The sequence below is a fragment of the Paraburkholderia atlantica genome (assembly GCF_000092885.1).
Taxonomy (GTDB): domain Bacteria; phylum Pseudomonadota; class Gammaproteobacteria; order Burkholderiales; family Burkholderiaceae; genus Paraburkholderia; species Paraburkholderia atlantica.
Map to the genome: position 1 here is coordinate 2,218,856 of NC_014118.1, position 20,970 is coordinate 2,239,825.

At 63.2% G+C, this 20,970-nt stretch carries 20 protein-coding genes; 9 read left to right on the forward strand and 11 right to left on the reverse strand.

Annotated elements, in window-relative coordinates; translation table 11 throughout:
* Nucleotides 1-12: 12 nt before the first annotated feature.
* Nucleotides 13-195, forward strand: a complete 183-nt coding sequence (locus tag BC1002_RS25995) for a DUF3563 family protein (protein ID WP_013092984.1) — start codon at nucleotides 13-15, stop codon at nucleotides 193-195.
* Here BC1002_RS25995 and BC1002_RS26000 read toward each other — a convergent pair.
* From BC1002_RS26000 to BC1002_RS26030, 7 genes are all read right to left on the reverse strand, one after another.
* A complete protein-coding gene (locus BC1002_RS26000) occupies nucleotides 192-650 on the reverse strand; it encodes a TspO/MBR family protein (protein WP_013092985.1) in 459 nt (152 codons plus the stop codon). The genes BC1002_RS25995 and BC1002_RS26000 overlap by 4 nt on opposite strands.
* 45 nt (nucleotides 651-695) lie before the next feature.
* Nucleotides 696-2,195, reverse strand: a complete 1,500-nt coding sequence (locus tag BC1002_RS26005) for a cryptochrome/photolyase family protein (protein WP_013092986.1) — start codon at nucleotides 2,193-2,195, stop codon at nucleotides 696-698.
* 185 nt (nucleotides 2,196-2,380) lie between these two features.
* Nucleotides 2,381-2,800 carry an organic hydroperoxide resistance protein gene (locus BC1002_RS26010; protein ID WP_013092987.1) on the reverse strand — a complete coding sequence of 140 codons (420 nt, stop codon included), beginning with the start codon at nucleotides 2,798-2,800 and terminating at the stop codon, nucleotides 2,381-2,383.
* 171 nt (nucleotides 2,801-2,971) lie between these two features.
* Nucleotides 2,972-3,424, reverse strand: a complete 453-nt coding sequence (locus BC1002_RS26015; protein WP_013092988.1) for a MarR family winged helix-turn-helix transcriptional regulator — start codon at nucleotides 3,422-3,424, stop codon at nucleotides 2,972-2,974.
* A 174-nt stretch (nucleotides 3,425-3,598) separates the two neighbouring features.
* Nucleotides 3,599-4,405 (reverse strand): BPSS1780 family membrane protein, encoded by an 807-nt coding sequence (locus BC1002_RS26020; RefSeq protein WP_013092989.1) that lies wholly within the window; start codon nucleotides 4,403-4,405, stop codon nucleotides 3,599-3,601.
* Nucleotides 4,396-5,391, reverse strand: coding sequence for a homoserine kinase (locus tag BC1002_RS26025; protein ID WP_013092990.1), 996 nt, complete (start codon nucleotides 5,389-5,391; stop codon nucleotides 4,396-4,398). Before BC1002_RS26025 ends, BC1002_RS26020 begins: the two co-directional genes overlap by 10 nt.
* Nucleotides 5,392-5,605: 214 nt before the next feature.
* Nucleotides 5,606-6,004 carry a hypothetical protein gene (locus BC1002_RS26030; RefSeq protein WP_013092991.1) on the reverse strand — a complete coding sequence of 133 codons (399 nt, stop codon included), beginning with the start codon at nucleotides 6,002-6,004 and terminating at the stop codon, nucleotides 5,606-5,608.
* A gap of 191 nt (nucleotides 6,005-6,195) precedes the next feature.
* Between BC1002_RS26030 and BC1002_RS26035 the strand changes: the two genes are divergently transcribed.
* Nucleotides 6,196-7,722: an AMP nucleosidase gene (locus BC1002_RS26035; protein ID WP_041735424.1), complete on the forward strand. Its 1,527-nt coding sequence runs from the start codon at nucleotides 6,196-6,198 to the stop codon at nucleotides 7,720-7,722.
* 88 nt (nucleotides 7,723-7,810) lie between these two features.
* Here BC1002_RS26035 and BC1002_RS39070 read toward each other — a convergent pair whose 3' ends face one another.
* Nucleotides 7,811-7,954: a hypothetical protein gene (locus BC1002_RS39070; protein WP_013092993.1), complete on the reverse strand. Its 144-nt coding sequence runs from the start codon at nucleotides 7,952-7,954 to the stop codon at nucleotides 7,811-7,813.
* A 160-nt stretch (nucleotides 7,955-8,114) separates the two neighbouring features.
* Nucleotides 8,115-8,858 (reverse strand): LOG family protein, encoded by a 744-nt coding sequence (locus BC1002_RS26040; protein WP_013092994.1) that lies wholly within the window; start codon nucleotides 8,856-8,858, stop codon nucleotides 8,115-8,117.
* 1 nt (nucleotide 8,859) lies between these two features.
* Between BC1002_RS26040 and polA the strand changes: the two genes are divergently transcribed.
* From polA to BC1002_RS26055, 3 genes are all read left to right on the forward strand, one after another.
* On the forward strand, nucleotides 8,860-11,601 hold the full coding sequence (gene polA, locus BC1002_RS26045) for a DNA polymerase I (RefSeq protein ID WP_013092995.1): 2,742 nt from the start codon (nucleotides 8,860-8,862) through the stop codon (nucleotides 11,599-11,601).
* 157 nt (nucleotides 11,602-11,758) lie between these two features.
* Nucleotides 11,759-13,114 (forward strand): NAD(P)/FAD-dependent oxidoreductase, encoded by a 1,356-nt coding sequence (locus tag BC1002_RS26050; RefSeq protein WP_013092996.1) that lies wholly within the window; start codon nucleotides 11,759-11,761, stop codon nucleotides 13,112-13,114.
* A gap of 99 nt (nucleotides 13,115-13,213) precedes the next feature.
* Entirely contained in the window at nucleotides 13,214-14,086 is an 873-nt protein-coding gene (locus BC1002_RS26055) for a dienelactone hydrolase family protein (protein WP_013092997.1), read from the forward strand.
* Nucleotides 14,087-14,193: 107 nt separating this feature from the next.
* Here BC1002_RS26055 and BC1002_RS26060 read toward each other — a convergent pair whose 3' ends face one another.
* Together BC1002_RS26060 and BC1002_RS26065 are read right to left on the reverse strand one after the other, a co-directional pair.
* Nucleotides 14,194-15,063, reverse strand: a complete 870-nt coding sequence (locus BC1002_RS26060; protein ID WP_013092998.1) for a sulfurtransferase — start codon at nucleotides 15,061-15,063, stop codon at nucleotides 14,194-14,196.
* Between the two features lie 149 nt (nucleotides 15,064-15,212).
* The gene (locus BC1002_RS26065; protein ID WP_013092999.1) at nucleotides 15,213-16,319 is read right to left on the reverse strand and encodes an aromatic ring-hydroxylating oxygenase subunit alpha; all 1,107 of its coding nucleotides are present in this window, start codon (nucleotides 16,317-16,319) and stop codon (nucleotides 15,213-15,215) included.
* Between the two features lie 320 nt (nucleotides 16,320-16,639).
* Between BC1002_RS26065 and BC1002_RS26070 the strand changes: the two genes are divergently transcribed.
* The 4 genes from BC1002_RS26070 to folE2 all read left to right on the forward strand — a co-directional run bounded on the left by BC1002_RS26070 (nucleotide 16,640) and on the right by folE2 (nucleotide 20,875).
* Nucleotides 16,640-16,948 (forward strand): exodeoxyribonuclease VII small subunit, encoded by a 309-nt coding sequence (locus BC1002_RS26070; RefSeq protein ID WP_013093000.1) that lies wholly within the window; start codon nucleotides 16,640-16,642, stop codon nucleotides 16,946-16,948.
* A complete protein-coding gene (locus tag BC1002_RS26075; protein WP_013093001.1) occupies nucleotides 16,945-17,826 on the forward strand; it encodes a polyprenyl synthetase family protein in 882 nt (293 codons plus the stop codon). The genes BC1002_RS26070 and BC1002_RS26075 overlap by 4 nt, the downstream gene beginning before the upstream one ends.
* A gap of 87 nt (nucleotides 17,827-17,913) precedes the next feature.
* Nucleotides 17,914-19,821 carry a 1-deoxy-D-xylulose-5-phosphate synthase gene (gene dxs / locus BC1002_RS26080; protein WP_018433896.1) on the forward strand — a complete coding sequence of 636 codons (1,908 nt, stop codon included), beginning with the start codon at nucleotides 17,914-17,916 and terminating at the stop codon, nucleotides 19,819-19,821.
* 247 nt (nucleotides 19,822-20,068) lie between these two features.
* A complete protein-coding gene (gene folE2, locus BC1002_RS26085; RefSeq protein ID WP_013093003.1) occupies nucleotides 20,069-20,875 on the forward strand; it encodes a GTP cyclohydrolase FolE2 in 807 nt (268 codons plus the stop codon).
* Nucleotides 20,876-20,970 lie beyond the last annotated feature (95 nt).

A 20,970-nucleotide genomic window follows, 5' to 3' on the forward strand; every position in this document is an offset into this window, starting at 1 on the left:
CCGAGGTGAACCATGTATCTGATCAGCCGCCTGTTTCTGTTTTTGACCAAGTCGCCGGACCAGCTCGCAAAAGAACGCGCTGACGCTTATCTGGCTGAAGCGACCGATCTCTACGACCTCGAATTCCGCATGCGCAAGCTCGATCAGGACGCGAACGTGCGGGCGCCGTCGTGGATGAGCCAGCACTACGGCTAAGCAGCCGGATTCAGCTGCCACAACGCGTAGTTCAAGAGCGCCGCATACGCCACCCAAATGACATACGGCACGAGCAGAACGCCGGCGAGGCGATCGCGCCGCCAGAACACATACGTCAGCATCACGATCAGCAGCAGCAAGATCAGGATGTCGATCAGCGCCATCTCCGGCCGATGCAGGCCGAAAAACAGCCACATCCACGCAGCGTTGAATAGGAGCTGCACGACCCACAGTACGATGGCCGCGGTCGGGCCATCGCGCTGCCACACGCGCCACGCGGAAAACGCCATCAGCACGTAGAGCACGATCCACACCGGCGGGAAAACCCAGTTCGGCAGATTGAACGCGGGCTTTTGCAGGTTCATGTACCACGCGTCCGGCAGCGACAGACTCGCAGCCCAGCCGGCTGCCAGCGTCAGAATCAGAAACACGAGCAGCGACGGTAGACGGCGCATCTTCACCCCCTCCAGTCCTTCTTGTTCAATGATGTGAGCAGGCACTCACTTTCCGTATCGGATCAGTGTGCGCTCGCGAGCCTGTGCGTGATCGACGATCGGTTCGGGATAATTCCCGCCTAGCACCACGCCGTATTCCGCGAGCCGCTCCGCGCCCGCCAGCCATGGCGCGTGAATCCATTTTGCCGGCAACTGCGCGAGCTGCGGTAGATATCGTTTGATAAAGCGTCCGTCGGGGTCGAATTTTTCGGATTGCGTGACCGGATTGAATATACGGAAGTAAGGCTGCGCGTCACAGCCGGTCGACGCGGCCCACTGCCAGCCGCCGTTGTTCGCCGAGAAATCGAAGTCGTTCAGCAGATCGGCGAAGTATCGCTCGCCGAGCCGCCAGTCGACGCCGAGATCCTTCGCGAGGAAGCTCGCCGTGACCATGCGCAGACGGTTGTGCATATAGCCGGTGTGGTTCAACTGCAGCATCGCGGCATCGACGAGCGGATAGCCGGTGCGGCCGTCGCACCAGGCGGCGAACGCCGCATCGGCCGAGGGACCTTTTTCCCAGCGCAAATGCTCGTATTCCGGTTTGAACGGCGCGCCTTTCGCGATGCGCGGGTGGTGCGCCAGGACCATGAAATAGAAATCCCGCCAGATCAGTTCCGACAACCAGGTTGCCGCGCCTTTGCCGTCCGGTTGCAGCGACATCTCATACGCGAGCCGTGCGAGCGTGCGGATCGACACCGTGCCGAAGCGCAGATGCACCGACAGATAGCTCGGTCCTTTCGCGGCGGGGAAATCGCGCCGCTCCGCGTAGCTGTCGATGCGTGTCAGGAAATCGTCGAGCAACTGTTGCGCACCGCTCATGCCGGCGGGCAGTGGCAAGTCCGTCAGGTTGCTCGGCGCGAAGCAGAGCTGATCGAGCGTGGGCAACCGACGGTCGAGCTTGGGCGGCAGCGCCGCCAGATGCTTCGCGTAGGTCTCCACCGGGTAAGGCTTCAGGTCGAACGCGCTCAGTTGCTTGAGCCACGCGTTCTTATATGGCGTGAAGACCGCGAATGGCTTGTCCTGGCCGTTCAGCAACTCGTCGCGCTCGAAAATCGTCTGGTCCTTGAACGTTAGCCACTGCCGGCCCTTTTCCGCGAGACGCTCGCCGACTGTTGCGTCGCGTTCGATCGCAACCGGCTCGTAGTCGTGATTCGCGAACACGGCATCGACGCGCAGCTCCGCCGCGAGCTTCGGCACCAGCTCGGCCGGATCGCCGTATAGCACGACGAGACCGCCGCCGTTCGCGCGCAGCGCGTCGTCGAGTTCAGCCAGCGACGCGAGAATGAAGTCGATGCGGCGATCCTTTACCGGCTCGCCCGGGTGACGGGTCTGCCAGGCATCGACGATCGGCTGCAGGATCGTCGTGTCGAACACGAACACGCACCAGACGCGCTCGCAATGCTCGAGCGCGTAGTACAGCGCGGCATGATCGGTGTTGCGCAGATCGCGGCGGAACCAGACGAGGCCGGAGTCGAAGCTGTCGTGCAGGTGGCGGGCGCGTGTCATCGGGAGGGGCGGTCGAGATGAAGGTGGTCGAGAACCGGCATCGCAGTTTGCGTGCCGCGCGCCAAAATGGTCAACGCCCGTCCCAATTGTGCAGGGTGCGGGCGCTGGTCGCGACGGCGCCGGGTAATGCGCCGTCAGCGGTTCTTCGTGGGCATTGCTGATCGGCGCAACCGCCGACCTCAACCTCAAGCGACGTGCAGACGAACCGCAACGTTGTTACGCGTGGCGTTCGAGTACGGGCAGACCTGGTGCGCCGCGTCGACCAGTTCCTTCGCTGCGTCCGCAGCGAGGCCAGGCAGCGAGATACGCAGATCGATGTCGAGTGCGAAGCCGCCCTTGTCGTTCGGACCGATGCCGACGTCGGCGGAAACCTGGGTGTCGGCCGGCAGGGCCTGCTTGCGCTGGCCGGCGACGAACTTCATGGCGCTCAGGAAACAGGCCGAGTAGCCGGCCGCAAACAGCTGTTCAGGATTCGTCCCTGCCGCGCCATTTCCGCCGAGCTCACGCGGCGCGGCCAGCTTCACGTCCAATGCATTGTCCGACGATACGGCGCGGCCGTCGCGCCCACCGGTGCTCGTTGCGCTTGCCTTGTAGAGGATGTTCATGGTGCAGCTCCTTGTCTTGGGTGTCAGGGGTGGCATGTTTGCCGCTGGCTGCCGGTTCGCCGGTCTGGCGAAGTGCTAGCGAAGCGGCATGTGAGTAAGATAGTACACAAATAATTTGTGTGCAAATGAATTTTGCGATGAAACCGGAACTAGTCCGTTTCAGTTATCGCACTACTGGTCCATAAAATCGTTGAGCGTCGTGCGCAGGCGTGTGAGGTCGTCGCGCAGACGCAGCAGGAAGTCCGGCGACTGCTGCGTCGCGCAGAGGATCTCGCCGGGCACGTCGCGCGCCTGACGCTTGAGCGCCTTGCCCGCGCCAGTCAGGCGAATGTAGACGAGGCGCTCATCGTCGGTGCCGCGCGCGCGCTCGACGAGTCCTTGCAATTCGAGGCGCTTGAGCAGTGGCGTGACCGTCGCCGGATCGAGATTCAGACGCGTGGCCATGTCCTTGACGGTGACGTCGTCGGTTTCCCACAGCACGAGCATCGCCAGATACTGTGGATACGTGAGTCCGAGCTTGTCGAGCAGCGGCTTATACGCTTTCGTCATCGCGAGCGAGGTCGAGTAGAGCGCGAAGCACAATTGCTCGTCGAGCGTGAAGGGGAGAGCGGGGCGCTGGGTCATGATCCACCTCGGCAAAAAAAGAGCGTGCAAATGGATTGCACACAAACTATTGTGCCGCAAATCGATTCAGGACGCCGGGCGTTGGGAGCAGTGTTTCGACAGAGACGTCGGGAAGATGCGCGCGGTACACGCAACGCGCGGGCGCCAGGACGGCACCCGCGCGGGAACGACGGATCAGGCTGCCGGCGTGGTCGGCAGATCCGGCGTTTGCGGCGTCTGCACGCCGAAGCAGCCGCGATAGGTCGCGTAGAACGAGCAGTACAGCATGGTCGTGACGATCATCGTCGCGGGCATCAGGATCGCGAACGCGAAGTCGGCCGCGCCGAGCGCCTGCATCAGCGCGGACAGGCCGATCGACACGACCGTTGCGACTGCGAACCACAGCGCCGCGAACACGATGAAAGCGCCGCGATTGCGCCAGCAACTGACGACGCTGAAGAACATCGCCTTGACGGGCGGCACGTCGTGCCAGGCGGCGAGGATCGGCGAGAACCAGAACAGCATCGCGACCGGCACATAGAACGCGAGCGCGGTGATCACCGCGAGCGGGATATTGCTGTTGGCGATTGCGTTTTCATCCATCGACGCGTTGCCGAGCATCACCTTCAGCAGCATGCCGCCGTCGGCTAGCGCCGAGCCGGCCAGTACGAGCGCCATCGCGATTACATACAGCGCGCCGAGCGCTAGCAACCGCCGCGCGACCACCGGGCCATACGAATGAAACCCGTCGACGAGGATGGTCGGAAACACCGGTTTGCCCGCGATCGTGTTGCGACACGCGGCCATGAAGCCGACCGCGACGCCCGGAATGAACAACAGCGGCAACACGCCGCCGACCACCGGAATCTGCGACACGAGCGTCATCACCAGCAAATAGGTGAAGAACAGCGTCAGGAAGGCGAGCGGATTCTTGCGGAACAGCCAGATGCCCTGGCGGAACCACACGTAGCCGGTTTTCGCGGGAACTTCGATCAGTTGCATGGGGTATGGATGCCTGGATTTGCGACGCCCAGCAGGCGCTCGCGCAGAATGCGTTCGAAATGACCGGGGTCGTGCGGCTTCAGCAGTTCGGCCGCGCGCGGCAAATGAAAATCATACAGGCGCGAGACCCAGAAACGGTATGCACCAGCACGCAGCATGTCGCCCCAGTGATGGTTTTCCTCGACGGTGAACGGCCGCACCGTCTGATACGCGCGCAACAGCGCCTCGGTGCGTTCGGTGTCGAGCTTGCCCGTTGCGAGGTCGACGCACCAGTCGTTGACCGTCACCGCGACGTCGAATAGCCACTTGTCGCAGCCGGCGAAATAGAAATCGAAGAAGCCACCGAGCCGCACTTCGTGGCCGGTCTCGGGCGCCGCGTGCGCGAACATCGCGTTGTCGCGGAACAGGTCGGCGTGGCACGGACCAGAGGGCATCGCCGCGTAATCGGCGGAGGCGAAGAACGCTTCCTGATGCGCAAGCTCGGACGCCAGCAGATCGCGCTGCTCGCCTTCCAGATACGGCAGGATCGTCGGCACCGTTTCGCGCCACCACGGCAGGCTGCGCAGGTTCGGCTGATAACGCGGATAGTCGCGGCCCGCCAGGTGCATGCGCGCGAGCATGTGGCCGACCTCGGCGCAGTGCTCGACGCCCGGCGCGAGTTCGGGTGCGCCTTCGAGCTTCGTCACGATGGTCGCGGGTTTGCCGAGCAGCATGCCGAACAGCGCGCCGTCGAGGCGCGGCATCGGATCCGGTACCGGCACGCGATGCGCGGCAAGATGCCGCATCAGGTCCAGATAGAACGGCAGTTGTTCAGCTGTCAGCTTCTCGAAAATGGTCAGCACGTATTCGCCGCGCGTCGTCGTCAGAAAGAAGTTGCTGTTTTCAATGCCGGACGAAATGCCGCGAAACTCGACGACATCGCCGAGATCGTAGTGACTCATCCATTCTGCGAGTTGGGATTCGTTGACAGCGGTGAAGACGGCCATGCGGAAACGTCGGATCAGGTTGTTCGGGCTGGCGCGGTGCGGCCAGTGCGAGGTGAGACAAACGAATGTGACAGAGCGGGCGACGAGTGCGGAACGGCGAAGTGTACGCGTCGCCGCATGCAGTGCAAGTTCATCGCGCAGCGGCCGCGATCGGGTGTAACCGGGCCACGACCACACCGCGGCCGCCGTTGCCGGCGCGCCGCTTTCGTAACGATTAATAGCGGAGATTCACCGACGGCAGGCGGGTGCTGGGCTTGCCGCTGTCGTGAACGGTGGGCGACGTGTCGGGCGACGCGCTCATCTGGTAGCGGGTGCCGAAATTCGATTGCACGTTGATCTCGACCGGCTTGCCCTTGTCGCGGAACTCAGTGATTTCGGTGCCGTTCGGACTGACTTCGTGAAAGCTCGGCGTGCGGGGAACGTTGTTGATGTCGACCTTCGAGCTGACCTCTGCGGCTGGACGATTGATCTTGGCAAGGTCCGGCAGACCGGCCCGTTCATTGGCGGACTGGGGCACGCCGGCGGGCGGCGGTTCGTCGACGGGCTGGGCAGCCATCGCGGCGTTGCCGAAGGCGAGAGCCAGCGCAACAGCGATGGGAAGGAGCGGCTTCATGGTGATTCTCCAATTGGGTGCCCAGATTCTAGCAAATCCGGCCTAGCGTACGGGCGCCAAGCCTTATTTTGCGCCGCTTTCGCGCAACATGCGCGCGTTGTCGCGAGTGCTGTTGCAAGCGTCGCCGCCGACATTTGGCAACAGCGGGTTCCGTGGTAATGTCGTCTCATCAAAAAGGGTGAACGATGATGATGAACAACGATATCAATCAGCGCATGGTGCAGACTCCCACCAACAGCTTCCCGACCGAAGGCTTCGACGACGCGGCCGCCGCCGTCACCCGCCTCGCCGCGATCTACGAGGCGAACACGTCGTTCCTGCGGGATGCGTTCGCGCGCTATCGCCGCAACGAGCAGTTCGACCATCGCGTGCGCGCCTGCTATCCGTTCGTGCGCGTGCGTACCGAGGTCAACACGCACGTCGATTCGCGCCGCTCGTATGGATTCGTCGCGGGGCCGGGCGTGTTCGAGACGACCGTCACGCGGCCCGACCTGTTCGGTAACTACTATCGCGAGCAACTGCGGCTGCTGGCGAAGAACCATCACGTGCAGATCGAGGTCGGCGTGTCTGACCAGCCGATTCCAATTCATTTCGCATTCGCCGAGGGCATCCACCTCGAAGGCGATCTGGACCGCGAGCGCCTGTTCCTGATGCGCGACATCTTCGATACGCCGGATCTCGCGCTGCTCGACGACCGCATCGTCAACGGCACGTACGAGCCGCTGCCGGGCGAGCCGCATCCGCTCGCATTGTTTACGGCGGCGCGCGTCGATTTTTCGCTGCATCGGCTGAAGCACTACACCGCAACCTCGCCGACGCATGTGCAGAACTACGTGCTGTACACGAACTACCAGTTCTATATCGACGAATTCGTAAAGCTCGGCCGCGCGATGATGGCCCGCACCGACGACGCGGAGTTGCGCGCCTATCGCAGCGAATACACGTCGTTCGTCGAACCCGGCGACGTCATCACCTACAACGAGAATCTCGGCGAGCAGGCGCAGGAGGGCACACCGCCGCCGCGTCTGCCGCAGATGCCCGCGTATCACCTCAAACGCGCGGACGGCAGTGGCATCACGATGGTCAACATCGGGGTCGGGCCGTCGAATGCGAAGACCATCACCGATCACATCGCGGTGCTGCGTCCGCACGCATGGATCATGCTCGGCCATTGCGCGGGGCTGCGCAACACGCAGCGTCTCGGCGACTACGTGCTCGCGCACGGCTATGTGCGCGAAGATCATGTGCTCGATGACGATCTGCCGTTGTGGGTGCCGATTCCGGCGCTCGCCGAAGTGCAGGTCGCGCTCGAGCGTGCGGTCGCGCAGGTCACGCAGCTCGATGGCGTCGAGCTGAAGCGTGTGATGCGCACAGGCACCGTGGCGAGCGTCGACAATCGCAACTGGGAGCTGCGCGATCATCGCGAGCCGGTGCAGCGGTTGTCGCAGAGCCGCGCGATCGCGCTCGATATGGAAAGCGCGACGATCGCCGCGAACGGCTTTCGCTTCCGCGTGCCTTACGGCACATTGCTGTGCGTGTCGGACAAGCCGCTGCACGGTGAACTGAAACTACCGGGTATGGCCGATCAGTTCTATCGCGCGCAGGTCGATCAGCATCTGCAGATCGGCGTGAAGGCGATGGAACTGCTGCGGATGAACGGGCTGCACCGCTTGCATAGCCGCAAGCTGCGGAGTTTCGCGGAAGTCGCGTTTCAGTAACTCAGGACGAAGTACGATAAACAGCCAAGGCGAGGGTAGTCTTCCTGATCGATCGGTTTCACCAGGTGTCGAGGTGATGCTCGCCGGCTCACCCTTGCCCGAACCCGGTCCACCCGATCAGGCTTCCGGCGGCCAGCAAAATGAGGCCGAGGCCGAGAAAGCCGCCGAAGATCTCACGCAACGTCGGAGTGGGTGCGAGCGCGGCTTCGGGCGAGGCGAGTTCGTTGTTCATATCGCTAGCTTCGAGTGCAAGCTGGGCACGTTAGCGCCGGACGGCATGCCTGCAAAACGAAAGCGGGCAGCCCGAAGGCTGCCCGCCATGTGCGCGACTTGATGTGTGCGCAATGCATGCATCGTGCTACGCGTAATGCGAGGCGCGCAGCGTCATGTGATCACAGGTAGAACATCCGGTCTTCGTCCGACTTGACCGGATGCGCTTCGCCTTCCTCGCGGTCTTCGTAGAACTTGAGCACCGCTTCGAGCACCTGATCCGGATTGTCGATCACCTGCATCAGATCGATGTCGGTCGGATTGATCAAACCCATCGGGATCAGCGAACTCTTGAACCACGCGAGCAGGCCCTCCCAGAACTCGGCGCCGACCAGAATGATCGGCACGTGGCGTGACTTCTTGGTCTGGATCAGCGTCAGCACTTCGGCCAGCTCGTCGAGCGTGCCGAAGCCGCCGGGCATCACGATCACCGCGTCCGAATTCTTCACGAACGTGACCTTGCGCGTGAAGAAATGGCGGAAGCGCAATGAGATGTCTTGCCATTGATTGCCCGACTGCTCGTGCGGCAACTCGATGTTCAGACCGACCGACGGCGCCTTGCCCGCATGTGCGCCCTTGTTGGCCGCTTCCATGATGCCGGGGCCGCCGCCAGAGATCACCGCGAAGCCTGCGTCCGACAATTTGCGCGCGATCTGCGTGGCGAGTTTGTAGTACGGCGAGTTCGGTTTCAGGCGCGCCGAACCGTAGATGCTGACCGCCGGGCGAATCTCCGACAGGTACTCGGTCGCCTCGATAAACTCTGCCATAATCGTGAACATCTGCCACGATGCGCGGGCTTTTTTGGCCGTTGCGCGCTCTTGATCTGCGAGCGATCGCAGACTCGGAATCACTTTTCTCTTAGTCATAATGCCTGAAGAACGAAGCCTTGAAGGTAAGACCCTGCTGTTGGTCGACGGTTCGAGTTATCTGTACCGGGCCTACCATGCGATGCCTGATCTACGCGGCCCCGAGGGTGGCCCGACGGGTGCGCTCTATGGGATGATCAACATGCTGCGGCGCATGCGCAAGGAAGTCACAGCAGAGTATAGCGCGTGCGTGTTCGACGCCAAGGGCAAAACGTTTCGCGACGATTGGTATCCGGAGTACAAGGCGAACCGTCCATCGATGCCGGAAGATCTTGCCCGTCAGATCGAGCCGATTCACGTCGCGGTGCGCGCGCTCGGCTGGCCGCTGCTTATGATCGATCGCGTCGAAGCGGACGACGTGATCGGCACGCTGTGTACCGAGGCAGAAAAGCTCGGCATGAACGTGGTCGTATCGACCGGCGACAAGGACCTCGCGCAGCTCGTGTCGAACCGCGTCACGCTCGTCAATACGATGACCAACGAAACTCTCGACCGCGACGGCGTGGTCGCGAAGTTCGGCGTGCCGCCGGAGCGCATCATCGATTACCTGTCGCTGATCGGCGATACCGTCGACAACGTGCCGGGCGTCGAGAAATGCGGTCCGAAAACAGCGGTCAAATGGCTGATGCAATATGAGTCGCTAGATGGCATCGTCGAGCATGCGAGCGAGATCAAGGGCGCGGTCGGCGACAACCTGCGCCGCGCGCTGGACTTCTTGCCGATGGCGCGCAAGCTCGTCACAGTCGAGCGTCATTGCGATCTGACCGGGCACATCGTATCGATCGAAGAAAGCTTGCCGAGCCTTCCCGAGTCGCGCGAAGAGTTGCGAGATTTGTTCACGCGCCACGGCTTCAAGACGTGGCTGCGCGAAGTCGAAATTGCCGATGCGGTCGAAGGTCCGGAAACCGACGTGCCACCCGCGCTGTCCGTCGATCACGAGCGCCACTACGAGACCGTGCAAACATGGGAGCAGCTCGACGCGTGGCTCGACAAGATCAATGCGGCCGAGCTGACCTCGTTCGATTCCGAAACCACGTCGCTCGATCCGATGGTCGCGCAGATCGTCGGCTTGTCGCTGTCGGTCGAAGCGGGCCGTGCCGCGTATGTGCCGCTCGCGCATCGCGGCCCCGACGCGCCGGTGCAACTGCCGCGCGACGAAGTGCTCGCGAAGCTCAAGCCTTGGCTCGAAAGCGCGGACCACAAGAAGGTCGGCCAGCATCTGAAGTACGACGAACAGGTGCTCGCGAATTACGGCATCGAAATGCGCGGCGTCGAGCATGACACGCTGCTCGAATCGTATGTGCTCGAATCGCATCGCACGCACGACATGGACAGCCTCGCGCTGCGTCATCTCGGCGTGAAGACGATCAAGTATGAAGACGTCGCGGGCAAGGGCGCGCAGCAGATCGGCTTCGACGAAGTCGCGCTCGACAAAGCCGCCGAATATGCGGCCGAAGACGCAGACATCACGCTGCGTTTGCATCAGGCCTTGTATCCGCAGATCGCCGTGGAGAATTCGCTCGATCACGTCTATCGCGAGATCGAAGTGCCGACTTCGCGCGTACTGCGCAAGATGGAGCGCACTGGCGTGCTGATCGACGCTGAGAAGTTGCGTCAGCAGAGCGGCGAAATCGCCACCCGTCTGATCGAGCTCGAAGGCAGCGCGTACGAACTGGCCGGCGGCGAATTCAACCTCGGCTCGCCGAAGCAGATCGGGCAGATTTTCTTCGAGAAGCTCGAACTGCCGGTCATCAAGAAGACGCCGAGCGGCGCGCCGTCCACCGACGAAGAGGTGCTGCAGAAGCTCGCCGAAGACTACCCGCTGCCGAAGATCCTGCTCGAGCATCGCGGCCTGTCGAAACTGAAGTCGACCTATACCGACAAGCTGCCGCGCATGGTCAATCCGCGAACCGGCCGCGTGCATACGAACTACGCGCAGGCGGTGGCGGTGACGGGGCGCCTCGCGTCCAACGATCCGAACCTGCAGAACATCCCGGTGCGTACCGGCGAAGGCCGGCGTATCCGCGAAGCGTTCATCGCGCCACCGGGTCACAAACTCGTGTCCGCCGATTACTCGCAGATCGAATTGCGCATCATGGCGCACATATCCGGCGACGAATCGCTGATGCGTGCGTTTTCGCAGGGCGAGGATATTCACCGCGCCACTGCATCGGAAATCTTCAACGTGACGCCGCTCGAAGTGTCGAGCGATCAGCGACGCGTCGCGAAGGTCATCAACTTCGGTCTCATCTACGGCATGAGCGCCTTCGGCCTCGCGTCGAATCTCGGCATCACGCGCGATGCCGCGAAGATGTATATCGACCGCTACTTCGCGCGCTATCCCGGTGTCGCTCGCTATATGGACGAGACGCGCTTGAGCGCGAAGGCGAAGGGCTACGTCGAAACGGTGTTCGGCCGCCGTCTGTGGCTGCCCGAGATCAACGGCGGCAACGGTCCGCGCCGCCAGGCCGCAGAGCGGGCCGCGATCAACGCACCGATGCAGGGCACCGCGGCCGACCTGATCAAGATGTCGATGATCGCCGTGCAGAACTGGATCGAAGACTCGAAGATCGGCACGCGCATGATCATGCAGGTACACGACGAACTGATTCTCGAAGTGCCTGACGCTGAGCTGTCCGAAGTCCGCAAGCGCCTGCCGGAACTGATGTGCGGCGTCGCCGCGCTGAAGGTGCCGCTGGTCGCCGAAGTCGGCGCGGGGCTGAACTGGGAGGAGGCGCATTGACATGCCCGTGACACGCGCACGATAACGTCGTGTGCATGTCACACATGCGTATTGGCGACTTGTGACTTCCCAGCCGGGTCGAGGACAATCGGTTCATGACGGCGCATTCATGCGCAGCGTCGCGACAGATAATTCATCGGCTACACGGAGAAGTGCAATGCATCGATTTATCGTCGTTGGCGGAGGTGCGGGAGGGCTGGAACTGGCGACGCGTCTTGGCGATCGCTATGGGGCCGGCAAGAAGGGTCGCAGCGCCGAGGCCCAGATCACGCTGGTCGACCGCTTTCCGACGCACATCTGGAAGCCGCTGCTGCATGAGGTGGCGGCGGGCAGCATGGACCCGTTTACGCAGGAGCTCCCTTACGCGGCGCAGGCGCGCTGGCATCGCTTCGAGTTCCAGCAAGGCGATCTGACCGCACTCGACCGCGCGAACCAGCGCATTACGCTCGGCACCGTGCTCGACGACGACGGCGCTGAACTGCTGCCCGAACGTGTGCTCGAGTACGACACACTGGTCATCGCCATCGGCAGTACCACGGCCTTCTTCGGCGTCAAGGGAGCGGCCGAATTCTCGATTGCACTGGATACGGTTAGCGAGGCGGAGCGTTTCCGCAAACGCCTGATCGCGGCGTGCATGCGCGCCGAACATCAGGCGCACGAGCCCGTCGAGTCGCGACCGGGACCTGGCACGTGGACGTCCAGCGAGCCGCGCATCCAGGTGGCAATCGTCGGCGGCGGCGCGACGGGGGTCGAGTTATCGGCGGAGTTGCGCAATACCGCCCAGGTATTGTCCGCGTATGGCTTGCACAAGCTCGATCCGCGGCATGACGTCGGCATCGTGCTGATCGAGGCGGGGCCGCGCATCCTGCCCGCGTTGCAGGAACGCGTCTCCACGGCCACGTCCGAACTCCTGACCAAACTCGGCGTGAAGCTGATGATCGGCGAGACCGTGGCCGAGGTTGCTCCGGGCTACATCCGCACCGCCAGCGGTCACACGGTGCGGGCCGATCTGACCGTGTGGGCGGCGGGCATCAAGGCGCCGGCGGTGCTCACTCAACTCGACGGCTTGCCGGTCAACCGGCTCGGCCAGCTGATCGTGCGCCGTACGCTGCAAACCGAGATCGACGACAACATCTTCGCGCTCGGCGACTGCGCGGCTTGCGAGTGGCCGGGCAACGAGCGCAACGTGCCGCCGCGCGCGCAGGCCGCGCATCAACAGGCGAGCTTTCTGATGAAGGGACTGGCGGCGCGCCTCGAGAACAGGCCACTACCCGAGTTCACTTATCGCGACTTCGGCTCGCTGGTCTCGCTCGGGCACTTCAGCGCGGTCGGCAATCTGATGGGCGGGGTGATCGGCGGCAATATGCTGATCGAAGGGCTGTTCGCGCGCTTCATGTACATGTCGCTGTACCGGCTGCATATCGCGGCGCTGCACGGCTATCCGCGCATGGTGCTGGACACCTTTGCGCATTGGTTGCGCCGTACCACGCTGCCGCGCGTCAAGCTGCACTGACTGCATCGGCGCGTGCGGACAATCACCTCAGTTGAATCTGCAACGGGATGCGCGCAGGGCGTATCCTGTTGCCTCTAACAATTCTTCGAGGAGCGCCCCATGCTGAAGCCTGAAGTTGATTGTCTGATTCCGCACGTTCCCTTCGATCGGCGCACCTTCATGAAGGCGGCGCTGGGCACTGGTTTCGCGGCAGCGGTGCTGCCGGTCTCGGCGCAGACCATCCATACCGACAGCGACGGCCTCGAAGCAGGAGAAGTGGCGTTCCATTCGGGCAGTACGCTGATACCGGCCTATCGCGCGCAGCCGAAGGGCAAGACGCATCTGCCGGTGATCCTCGTCGTGCATGAAATCTTCGGTGTCCACGAGCATATCGCCGACGTGTGCCGGCGCTTCGCGAAGCAGGGCTATCTGGCGATCGCGCCGAACCTGTACGAGCGCGAGGGCGACCCGACCGCCTACACGAGCATGCAGCAACTCAACGAGCAACTGGTGAGCAAAGTGCCCGACGAGCAGGTGCTGGCCGACCTCGACGCGGCCGCCGCATGGGCCGGTGAGAACGGCGGCGACCTGAACCGGCTCGGCGTGAACGGCTTCTGCTGGGGCGGGCGCATCTCGTGGCTGTATGCCGAGCACAATCCGCGCGTGAAGGCGGGCGTCGCCTGGTATGGTCGCGTGACCGGCGCGAAGAATGCGATGACGCCGGCCAATCCGCTCGATCTCGTCGCTGACCTGCATGCACCCGTGCTCGGCCTGTACGGGCGCCAGGATCAAAGCATTCCGCAGGACACGCTCGAACAGATGAAGCAGGCGGTCGCGCAAGGGCCGCAGGCGGGACGCGGCTCGCAGTTCGTCGTTTATGACGACGCAGGTCACGCGTTTTTCGCCGATTACCGTCCGAGCTACAAGAAGGCCGACGCCGAGGATGGCTGGCGTCGCACGCTCGTGTGGTTCAAGCAACATGGGGTTGCTTGAAACCCTCATGTGTTTGTTTGGCTAACGTTAATTCCGATGAAAAAGGCCGTTGCCGCTTTGAAGCGGCAACGGCCTTTTGTCTGATTACGACTCGCCGCTGCTAGCGCTCAGGGATTCGCCCCGGTCGCGACCGGCCGTTTCGGATCGGAACTCCACTCGCTCCACGAGCCTGGGTACAACGCTGAGCCATGCAGGCCGGCAACCTCCATCGCGAGCGAATTCACGCAGGCGGTCACGCCCGAGCCGCATTGCAGCACCACGTGTTCCGGCGACGTGTCGCCGAGCAGCGCATGGAATTCCTCGCGCAGAGTGTGCGCCGGCTTGAAGCGGCCGTCGGCGGTCAGGTTGTCCTTGAAGAAGCGGTTTAGCGCGCCCGGGATATGGCCGCCGACGCGGTCGAGCGTCTCATTTTCGCCGCGATAGCGATCGGGCGCGCGCGCATCGACGACGACTCGCTCCTTCGAATGAAGATTGCGTTCGACCGCCTGGGTATCGATGGTCACCGCGAGCGGCGCGGCCGCCTTGAAGTCGCCGGTGTTTTGCGGGGGGACGTCTTGCGTCAGCGGTTGGCCGGCCGCTTCCCATGCTTGCAGCCCGCCGTCGAGCAGTGCGACCGCGTCGTGGCCGAGCCAGCGCAACAGCCACCAGACGCGCGCCGCGTACATGCCGCCTTGCGCGTCATATGCGACGACCTGTTGGCCTTGCTTCAGCCCCCGCGACTCCAGCGTTTCGACGAGCCGCGCGCGATCGGGCAGCGGATGCCGGCCGTTCGAGCCGTTCTTCGGCCCGGACAGATCGCGATCGAGATGCAGATAGTGCGCGCCAGGCAGATGACCGGCCAGCCAGGCTTTCTCGCCCGCGTCGGTATCGGCGAGGTCGAACCGGCAGTCGATCACGAAGACGCTGCCCGGCGCGGTCGTGAGCCGCTCGGCAAGATTGGTCGCGGAAATCAGGGTGGTGTAATGAGTGTGGGGCATGAGCGTCTCCTCGATACGGGCGATGGCGGCTGCGGGCCGCGTCGTTCACGCGGCTGGCGCATGGCCGGTCTATGTCGTTAGTCTAAACAAAAAAAGACGGGTCCAAGCCCGTCTTTCCTTGAGTTGATCGATGCGCCACGCGGCGCGGATCAGATCGTGCCGAGTTCGCGCCGCAGAAACTCGTGGAAGTGTTGCATGCCGTCTTCCATCGGGCTCTGATACGGACCGACCTGCGATTCGCCGCGCTCCATCAGCGCGAGACGGCCGGCGTCCATGCGCTCGGCGATTTCGTCGTCTTCGCGGGCCGTCTCCATATAGGCGGCGCGCTCGGCTTCGACGAAATCGCGCTCGAACAGCGCGATTTCCTCGGGGTAATAGAACTCCACCACGTTGGTGGTCTTCTGCGGACCGCGCGGAATCAGCCACGACACGACCAGCACATGCGGATACCACTCGATCATGATGCCTGGGTAGTACACCATCCAGATCGCGCCGAACTCGGGCGGGTTGCCGTCGCGAAAGCGCAGCACCTCGTCGTGCCACTTGCGATACGTCGGGCTTCCCGGTTGCTCGAGCGCCTTGTGCACACCGACTGTCTGCACGCTGTACCAGTCGCCGAACTCCCATGTCAGATCATCGCAATTGACGAAGCTACCGAGGCCCGGATGGAAAGGCGCGACGTGATAGTCCTCCAGATAGACCTCGATGAAGGTCTTCCAGTTGTAGTTGCACTCGTGGACCTCGACGTGATCGAACATAAAGCCCGAGAAGTCGAAGTGGCGCTTGGTGCCGAGGCGTGCCAGATCTTTCGCGACGTCGCGACCTTGCGCCTCGAACAGCAGACCCTGCCAGTTCTGCAGCGGCGTGGCGCCGAGATTCAGGCACGGGTTGTCGGCGAAATGGGGCGCGCCGAGCAGCTCGCCCTTCAGATCGTACGTCCAGCGATGCAGCGGACAGACGATGTTTTGCGTCTGCCCGCGACCGTTGAGCATGATGGCTTGCCGGTGGCGGCACACGTTCGACAGCAACTCGACTTGCGATTGCTGGTTACGGACGAGTACCCGCCCCTCGCGTTCGCTGGGCAAGGCAAAATAATCCCCCGCTTCGGGCACCATGAGATCGTGGCCGATGTAGCGAGGACCTTTCTTGAAAAGGGTGTCGATTTCGCGCGTAAGGAGCGCTTCGTCAAAGTAAGCCGTGACTGGCAGCTGGCTGTGAACAGACCGCAACTGCAATGCATTGCTCAGATTGGACATTCCCACTCCCGATGAAGACGTGAAAGCAGTGAACAACCCAACCATCGAAGATTCGATTTAGGGAGCCCGCGATTATACCCGTTTCCCTGTGACAGGGGCACTTAAGTCCCTGATTTGGGTTAAAAATGTCAAGAAAGTTCGGCATTTTCGCCGCAGACCTCAAGCTTTTTTTCTGCGAGACTTCAGGGTCGAAGCGGGGCAAAGGTGGGTATCGGACAGGCTCGAAGCAAGGCGGCACGGCGGGGCGCAGGACTTCGAGCGGATCGAAAATGTCGCTTTTGCCGTAGAATGTCCGACTTGTTTTAATTTTGCGACTATTCATGGCGAAGACCGCATCGAACGATTCCGCCGCCGCGCCAGCCGAAAGCGGCGATAGCGCGCCCCTGCCGGAGAATTACGAGGCCGCGCAGGCAGAGCTGGAAGAGCTCGTCGCGCGCATGGAAGGCGGCAGCCTGAGCCTCGAGGAATCGCTGGCCGCGTACCGTCGCGGGGCGGCACTTGTCGCATTCTGTCAACAGCAGCTCGAAAAGGTCGAGCAGCAGGTGCGGGTTCTCGATGGCGAGACCCTCAAGCCACTGCCCATGAATACCGCAGGCACAGCCGCGACTGAGAGCGGGGACGACCTATGACATTCGAACAATGGACGCGCTCGGTGCTCGAACGCGTCGAAACGGCTCTGGAACACTATCTGCCGGCCGAGACGACCGAACCCGCCAAACTGCACGAGGCGATGCGCTATGCGGTGCTCGGCGGCGGCAAGCGGGTGCGGCCGCTCCTGTGCCACGCGGCCGGCGAGCTGACCGGCGCGCGCGCCGAACGCCTCGATGCGGCGGCGGCGGCGCTGGAAATGATCCACGTGTACTCGCTCGTGCACGACGACATGCCCTGCATGGACGACGACGAACTGCGCCGCGGCAAGCCGACGGTCCACGTCAAATATGACGAAGCGACCGCGCTGCTGGTCGGTGACGCGCTCCAATCGCAGGCATTCGTCGTGCTCACGTCCGACGTATTGGGCCAGCCGCAGCAGGCCGCGCTCGTGCGCGAACTCGCGCTCGCCAGCGGCTCTGTCGGCATGTGCGGCGGCCAGGCCATAGATCTCGCGAGCGTCGGCCACACGCTGACCCGCCCGCGGCTTGAGACCATGCATCGCATGAAGACCGGCGCGCTGCTGCGCGCGGCCGTACGCATGGGCGCTCTGGCCGGTGAGACGCCGGACGCGCAGGCTCTGGCTTCGCTCGACGCCTACGCCGCCGCGGTCGGTCTCGCGTTTCAGGTCGTCGACGACATTCTCGACGTCACGACCGACTCCGCAACGCTCGGCAAAACCGCCGGCAAGGACGCGAAGGACGGCAAGCCGACCTACGTGTCGATTATCGGGCTCGACGCGTCGCGCGCGCTCGCGGCGCAACTGCGCAGCGACGCTCACGCGGCGCTTGCACCGTTCGGCGCTCGCGCACAGCGTCTTGCCGAACTGGCCGATCTGGTGGTGAACCGGGTCAGCTGAACGCGAAAGCCCGCCGCCGCGCACCCTCCATCCCCGGGGTGCATGTATGAAGTGCGGGCGCGTAAGTTTTCCTACAATGGAACGACGATGTACGACTTGCTGAAAACCATCGACGACCCGGCAGCCCTGCGCCGCCTCGATCGCCGTCAATTGCAGCCGCTTGCCGACGAGTTGCGCGCCTTTGTGCTCGACAGCGTATCGCAGACGGGCGGCCATCTCTCGTCCAATCTCGGCACGGTCGAGTTGACCATCGCGCTGCACTACGTGTTCGATACGCCGCACGACCGGATCGTCTGGGACGTAGGCCATCAGACCTATCCGCACAAGATCCTGACCGGTCGTCGCGACCAGATGCACACGCTGCGTCAGCTGGGCGGCATCTCGGGCTTCCCGAAACGCGACGAATCGGAATACGACACCTTCGGCACCGCGCACTCGAGCACGTCGATTTCGGCCGCGCTCGGCATGGCGATCGCGAGCAAGCTGCAGGGCGACAACCGCATGGGCATCGCCGTGATCGGCGATGGCGCGATGACGGCTGGCATGGCCTTCGAGGCCATGAACAACGCGGGCGTCGAAGACGACGTGCCGCTGCTCGTGATCCTCAACGACAACGACATGTCGATCTCGCCGCCGGTCGGCGCGCTGAATCGCCATCTCGCGCGCCTGATGTCGGGTCGCTTCTATGCGGCCGCGCGAGCGGGCGTCGAGCGGGTGCTGCGCGTCGCACCGCCGGTGCTCGATCTCGCGCGCAAGCTCGAGGAGCACGCGAAGGGCATGATCGTGCCGGCCACGCTGTTCGAGGAGTTCGGCTTCAACTACATCGGGCCGATCGACGGTCACGATCTCGATTCGCTGATTCCGACGCTGCAAAACATCAAGGAACTGCGCGGGCCGCAATTCCTGCACGTGGTCACGAAGAAAGGCCAAGGCTACAAGCTGGCCGAGGCCGATCCGGTGCTGTACCACGGTCCGGGCAAGTTCAACCCGGCCGAGGGCATCAAGCCGGCCGCGACGCCGTCGAAGAAGACTTACACGCAGGTGTTCGGCGAATGGCTGTGCGACGCGGCCGAGCTCGACTCGCGCGTGGTCGGGATTACACCGGCGATGCGTGAAGGCTCGGGCATGGTCGAGTTCGAAAAGCGCTTCCCGGATCGTTACTTCGACGTCGGCATCGCCGAGCAGCACGCGGTGACGTTCGCAGGCGGCCTCGCCGCGGACGGCATGAAGCCGGTCGTTGCGATCTATTCGACCTTCCTGCAACGCGCGTATGACCAGTTGATTCACGACGTCGCGCTGCAAAACCTGCCGGTGGTGTTCGCCATCGATCGCGCGGGTCTCGTCGGTGCGGACGGCGCGACGCATGCGGGTGCGTACGACCTCGCGTTCATGCGTTGTATCCCGAACATGACCGTGATGGCGCCGTCGGACGAAAACGAGTGCCGGCAAATGCTGTACACCGCGTTGCAGCAGTCGCATCCGACCGCTGTGCGCTACCCGCGCGGCGCGGGTACCGGTGTCGCAACCATCAAGCAGATGGCCGCGTTGCCGCTCGGCAAGGGCGAAGTGCGTCGCGAGACCTCGGCGCCGGCTGGCAAGCGCATCGCGATTCTCGCGTTCGGCACGATGGTCGCGCCGTCGCTCGCGGCCGCCGAGCAATTCGACGCCACCGTCGCGAACATGCGCTTCGTGAAGCCGCTCGACACCGAACTCGTGCGCAAGCTGGCCGAGACGCACGACGCGATCGTCACCGTCGAGGAAGGCTGCATCATGGGTGGCGCGGGTTCGGCCTGTGTCGAAGCCCTGCTCGCAAGTGGGGTTATGCGCCCCGTACTACAATTGGGCCTCCCCGATCGGTTCATCGATCATGGGGACCCGGCCAAGCTGCTCGCCGCGTGCGGTCTCGACGCCGCGGGTATCGCCCGGTCGATCCGTGAACGCTTCCTCGCAAGCGGCGCGGTCGGCGGTCAGTCGTCGGTGAAGCGCGTCGCTTAAAGCGCGCTGTCGCCTGTCGTGCTGCCGCAGGTGCGACTCATGCCGCCGTCATGCGAGGGCGGCTTCGGCAATCTCCAGTTTGAAGCGACGGGTCTTGCGGCCCGTCACGCAACGCCGGCGGCAGCCGGCGTTCGCCGTTGCGCGCGCTGATCCGCACGGCCGCTGGGCGCTTCGAACTCGCTGCACGATACTCGCCGATGCAGCGAGACTTTGACGCAGCCCGGCGCTTTTCAGAAAGGACAAAAGAATGAATCAGATGAATCCCGCCTTCGTGATGCCCGACGTGCAAAGCACCCTCGATACGCGGCAGATTCCAATCCAGCGGGTCGGCGTGAAGGGCGTGCGTCATCCGTTGACGGTTCGCACGCAAGCCGGTGAAGTACAGCCGACGGTCGGCACCTGGAATCTCGACGTGCATCTGCCGGCCGAGCAGAAGGGCACGCACATGTCGCGCTTCGTCGCATTGCTCGAAGAGAACAAGGCGCCGCTCGAACCGGCCACGTTTCGCACGATGCTCGCGGCAATGCTCGATAAGCTCGAGGCCGAGGCGGGCCGCATCGAAGTGTCATTCCCGTACTTCGTGAACAAGACCGCGCCGGTGTCGGGCGTGCAGAGCCTGCTCGACTATGAAGTCAAGCTGACCGGCGAGACCCGCCATGGCGCGACGCGGCTGTTTCTGAAGGTGCTGGTGCCGGTCACGAGCCTGTGCCCGTGCTCGAAGAAAATCTCGCAGTACGGCGCGCACAACCAGCGCTCGCACGTGACGATCGATGCCGAGCTGATCGGCGACGTCGCCGTCGAAGAGTTGATCAGCATCGCCGAGGAAGAAGCGTCGTGCGAACTGTGGGGCCTGCTCAAGCGCCCGGACGAGAAGTTCGTCACCGAGCGCGCGTATGAGAATCCGAAGTTCGTCGAAGATCTCGTGCGTGACGTTGCCCAGCGTCTGAATGCCGACGAGCGCATCGTCGCGTATGTGCTCGAAGCCGAGAACTTCGAGTCGATTCACAATCACAGCGCGTATGCGGTGATCGAACGGGACAAGCGTCTCGCCTGATACGTTCTGTGCCGCTCCACGCCGTTTCGTCGAGAAAGCATTGAACCCACAAAAAAGCCGCTTTTAAAGCGGCTTTTTTATCGTCTGGCGGCGGC

What these genes read in the sequence shown, in the direction of transcription:
- BC1002_RS26075 (WP_013093001.1), top strand. Translation starts at nt 16,945, where the DNA reads ATGACATTCGAACAATGGACGCGCTCGGTGCTCGAACGCGTCGAAACG.
- BC1002_RS26055 (WP_013092997.1), top strand. Translation starts at nt 13,214, where the DNA reads ATGCTGAAGCCTGAAGTTGATTGTCTGATTCCGCACGTTCCCTTCGAT.
- BC1002_RS26070 (WP_013093000.1), top strand. Translation starts at nt 16,640, where the DNA reads ATGGCGAAGACCGCATCGAACGATTCCGCCGCCGCGCCAGCCGAAAGC.
- BC1002_RS26000 (WP_013092985.1), bottom strand. Translation starts at nt 650, where the DNA reads ATGCGCCGTCTACCGTCGCTGCTCGTGTTTCTGATTCTGACGCTGGCA.
- BC1002_RS26065 (WP_013092999.1), bottom strand. Translation starts at nt 16,319, where the DNA reads ATGTCCAATCTGAGCAATGCATTGCAGTTGCGGTCTGTTCACAGCCAG.
- BC1002_RS26050 (WP_013092996.1), top strand. Translation starts at nt 11,759, where the DNA reads ATGCATCGATTTATCGTCGTTGGCGGAGGTGCGGGAGGGCTGGAACTG.
- BC1002_RS26015 (WP_013092988.1), bottom strand. Translation starts at nt 3,424, where the DNA reads ATGACCCAGCGCCCCGCTCTCCCCTTCACGCTCGACGAGCAATTGTGC.
- BC1002_RS39070 (WP_013092993.1), bottom strand. Translation starts at nt 7,954, where the DNA reads ATGAACAACGAACTCGCCTCGCCCGAAGCCGCGCTCGCACCCACTCCG.
- BC1002_RS26020 (WP_013092989.1), bottom strand. Translation starts at nt 4,405, where the DNA reads ATGCAACTGATCGAAGTTCCCGCGAAAACCGGCTACGTGTGGTTCCGC.
- BC1002_RS26035 (WP_041735424.1), top strand. Translation starts at nt 6,196, where the DNA reads ATGAACAACGATATCAATCAGCGCATGGTGCAGACTCCCACCAACAGC.
- BC1002_RS26005 (WP_013092986.1), bottom strand. Translation starts at nt 2,195, where the DNA reads ATGACACGCGCCCGCCACCTGCACGACAGCTTCGACTCCGGCCTCGTC.
- BC1002_RS26030 (WP_013092991.1), bottom strand. Translation starts at nt 6,004, where the DNA reads ATGAAGCCGCTCCTTCCCATCGCTGTTGCGCTGGCTCTCGCCTTCGGC.
- BC1002_RS26010 (WP_013092987.1), bottom strand. Translation starts at nt 2,800, where the DNA reads ATGAACATCCTCTACAAGGCAAGCGCAACGAGCACCGGTGGGCGCGAC.
- dxs (WP_018433896.1), top strand. Translation starts at nt 17,914, where the DNA reads ATGTACGACTTGCTGAAAACCATCGACGACCCGGCAGCCCTGCGCCGC.
- BC1002_RS25995 (WP_013092984.1), top strand. Translation starts at nt 13, where the DNA reads ATGTATCTGATCAGCCGCCTGTTTCTGTTTTTGACCAAGTCGCCGGAC.
- BC1002_RS26040 (WP_013092994.1), bottom strand. Translation starts at nt 8,858, where the DNA reads ATGACTAAGAGAAAAGTGATTCCGAGTCTGCGATCGCTCGCAGATCAA.
- BC1002_RS26025 (WP_013092990.1), bottom strand. Translation starts at nt 5,391, where the DNA reads ATGGCCGTCTTCACCGCTGTCAACGAATCCCAACTCGCAGAATGGATG.
- folE2 (WP_013093003.1), top strand. Translation starts at nt 20,069, where the DNA reads ATGAATCAGATGAATCCCGCCTTCGTGATGCCCGACGTGCAAAGCACC.
- BC1002_RS26060 (WP_013092998.1), bottom strand. Translation starts at nt 15,063, where the DNA reads ATGCCCCACACTCATTACACCACCCTGATTTCCGCGACCAATCTTGCC.
- polA (WP_013092995.1), top strand. Translation starts at nt 8,860, where the DNA reads ATGCCTGAAGAACGAAGCCTTGAAGGTAAGACCCTGCTGTTGGTCGAC.